Genomic DNA, 2,535 nt, shown 5'->3' with positions numbered 1-2,535 from the left:
GGTAGTAGCCCAGGATAGGTTCAGCGGCTGGGATGCGATTGCCGTCTTCCCCGTTTTTGTGCGGCAGGTACTCACCCAGAACTGCTCGGTTTTTAAGCATCCGACCGACCGTTGAGGTGTGCCATGTCATTTCGGTGCTGGACCTAAGCTTGAACGTTTCCTTGTCTTCGCCGGATTTGCGCACCGCCTTCTTGCCCGGAACAGGCCAACCCTCATCGTTGGCGCGGCTGACGATGCCGACGATGCCGTGGCCACCGATACGCATGGCGAACACCTTGCGCACGCTTTCAGCGCGCTCTTCGATGATTTCGAAGCCTGTTTTGTCTGCGGTGGGTCGGAGCCAACGAGGGCACTCGCTCGTAACGATGCGCGCGCCAGGAGTCTTTGCGTTGAGCTTCTTCTGGTCCCATTTCAGTCCAATTCGCGTAGCCTTTGAGGTTGATTCGTTGTTCGCGCGGCTCATGAACACGATTGCAAGAATGAGGTTGCCGACGTCCTTGATCGCCTCTCGATCCCAAATCTTCTCGTCGACTAGCGTCACGAGCGTTATTCCGGAGTGAACAAGGTCGAGCAGTAAGCGCAACGCCACGTCAACGTCCGCGCGGCTAAGGCGGTCGAACTGCTCGATGACCAAATAGCTGCCCATCGGCACTTTTCCAGTCTTCACAGCGTCGATGAACGCGGCAAGTGCACCTTTTTCTAAGTTCTTGCGCTTGAAAGCGCTCACACCGAGGTCCCGGTAAGACACTGGATGCAGGTCAAGGCCGTGCTTCGTGCAGTAAGTCTCAGCCATTTCGACCTGTCGCCGCAGGCTGTCGCCTAGTTCCTGGCGGGCAGTGCTGAACCGGACGTAGCTGTAGGCGACCGGCTTGGAAACGGGGGGCGTCTCAGGCGCTTCTTCGGGGAAGGAGGTGGAAATGGGCATGGCATGCAACGAAAAATAAGGGTGCCATTATCGACCTACCATAGTGAAGCTGGGGAGCCCGTTCGCCAGATGCACTTCGACGGTGACAGATGGTGCCTCCAGCCCCAGAAGGGCGCGACTTTGCACCAAAGCAAGACTCATGAGCGGTTTTCTCCCCAGACGGGTGCGGTTAGTGGGCGATTGTCGCCTGCGGCCGGGGCCGTGCACCACGCGGGTGCGGTGCCACAGGGCCGGGACCACCAATGTAAGGGGGAATGCGCGCGGCGGGCCAGAGGCGGCCGCACCGTGTGTCGCTTGTGTGGCACGGACCGTGCTTAGCCCCTGTGTATCCGTACTTTGTCCAACTGGAGGAACCATGACCCATGCATCCATCAAGCTCCTGGGCGTTGCCCTTGTGGCAGCCCTGCCCATGCTGGCCAGCGCCCAGCTCACCGGCAACGTCAGCCTGACCAGCAACTACAAGTTCCGCGGCCAGGACCAGGACACCGGCAAGGTCAGTGCCTTCAAGCCCGCCGTGCAGGGTGGCTTCGACTACGCTTTCGGCGACACCGGCTGGTATGTGGGCAACTGGAACTCCAGCGTGAACTGGCTGCACGGCAATTCGCTGGAAGCGGACCTGTACGGTGGCTACAAGTTCAAGGCGGGCGAGGTGGACCTGGATGTGGGTGCGCTGACCTATCTGTACCCCGGCAACACCAGCGGCAACACCACCGAACTCTATGGCGCCGCCACGTATGGCCCGTTCACGGCCAAGTACTCGCACACGGTGTCGAAGGACTACTTCGGCTGGGCGGGCGCCAAGTCCGGCTCCGGCCTCAAGGGCCGCAATACGGGCTACCTGAACCTGGCGTTCGCGCAGGAGGTGATGCCCAAGGTGACGCTGAAGGCCGCAGTGGGCTTCACCCGCTTCGCCAGCGACATCAAGGACACGGGCGTGCCCAACTACATGGATTACCAGCTCGGCGGCGTCTACGACTTTGGCGACGGCCTCACGCTGGGCGTCTCCGTGGTGGGTGCCAACAAGAAGGACTACTTCGGTCCTGGCAACAAATCCCGCGTGATCGCCACGCTCACCAAAACCCTGTAAATCACATGGGCGCCGGCGGCGCCCCTCTCGGAGGAACTCAACATGAAAATGGTGACAGCCATCATCAAGCCCTTCAAGCTCGACGAGGTGCGCGAAGCCCTCTCGGACATCGGGGTGCAGGGCATCACGGTAACCGAGGTCAAGGGCTTCGGGCGGCAGAAAGGCCACACCGAGCTGTACCGTGGCGCGGAGTATGTGGTCGATTTCCTGCCCAAGGTGAAGATCGAGGCCGCCGTGGCCGACGATCTGGTGGACCGCGTGATCGAAGCCATCGAAGGGGCGGCGCGCACCGGCAAGATTGGTGACGGCAAGATCTTCGTCACCCATCTGGAGCAGGTGGTGCGCATCCGCACCGGCGAAACCGGCAAGGAAGCCCTCTAAGGCCCGCTGCATCCCACAGAGAGAACATGCCATGAAAAAACTGCTTGCCTCCTTCGTACTGGGACTGAGCCTGCTGTCCGCAGCATCGCTGTCCCTGGCCCAGGCGCCTGCCACGGCCGACGCCCCTCCCGCAGCGACGGCA

3 protein-coding genes and 1 pseudogene are annotated in these 2,535 nt (G+C 61.3%); 2 read left to right on the top strand and 2 right to left on the bottom strand.

Annotation, left to right across the window (positions count from 1 at the left end):
- A partial coding sequence (locus ACDELDRAFT_RS21280; RefSeq protein WP_005800329.1) for a recombinase family protein occupies window positions 1-925 on the bottom strand: 925 nt, incomplete at its 3' end.
- Window positions 926-958: 33 nt separating this feature from the next.
- Window positions 959-1,066, bottom strand: a pseudogene (locus ACDELDRAFT_RS24740) (ATP-binding protein); the annotation flags it as partial.
- 214 nt (window positions 1,067-1,280) lie between these two features.
- Here ACDELDRAFT_RS24740 and ACDELDRAFT_RS21275 point away from each other — a divergent pair.
- On the top strand, window positions 1,281-2,012 hold the full coding sequence (locus tag ACDELDRAFT_RS21275; protein WP_005800327.1) for a TorF family putative porin: 732 nt from the start codon (window positions 1,281-1,283) through the stop codon (window positions 2,010-2,012).
- A 42-nt stretch (window positions 2,013-2,054) separates the two neighbouring features.
- Entirely contained in the window at window positions 2,055-2,393 is a 339-nt protein-coding gene (glnK, locus tag ACDELDRAFT_RS21270) for a P-II family nitrogen regulator (protein WP_005800325.1), read from the top strand.
- The last annotated feature ends 142 nt before the right edge of the window (window positions 2,394-2,535 follow it).

This window comes from Acidovorax delafieldii 2AN (assembly GCF_000175235.1).
In the GTDB taxonomy this organism is placed as follows: domain Bacteria; phylum Pseudomonadota; class Gammaproteobacteria; order Burkholderiales; family Burkholderiaceae_C; genus Acidovorax; species Acidovorax delafieldii_B.
The sequence above is the reverse complement of the archived record's forward strand: the minus strand, read 5'-3'. Positions and strand labels throughout refer to the sequence as shown.

What these genes read in the sequence shown, in the direction of transcription:
- ACDELDRAFT_RS21275 (WP_005800327.1), top strand. Translation starts at nt 1,281, where the DNA reads ATGACCCATGCATCCATCAAGCTCCTGGGCGTTGCCCTTGTGGCAGCC.
- glnK (WP_005800325.1), top strand. Translation starts at nt 2,055, where the DNA reads ATGAAAATGGTGACAGCCATCATCAAGCCCTTCAAGCTCGACGAGGTG.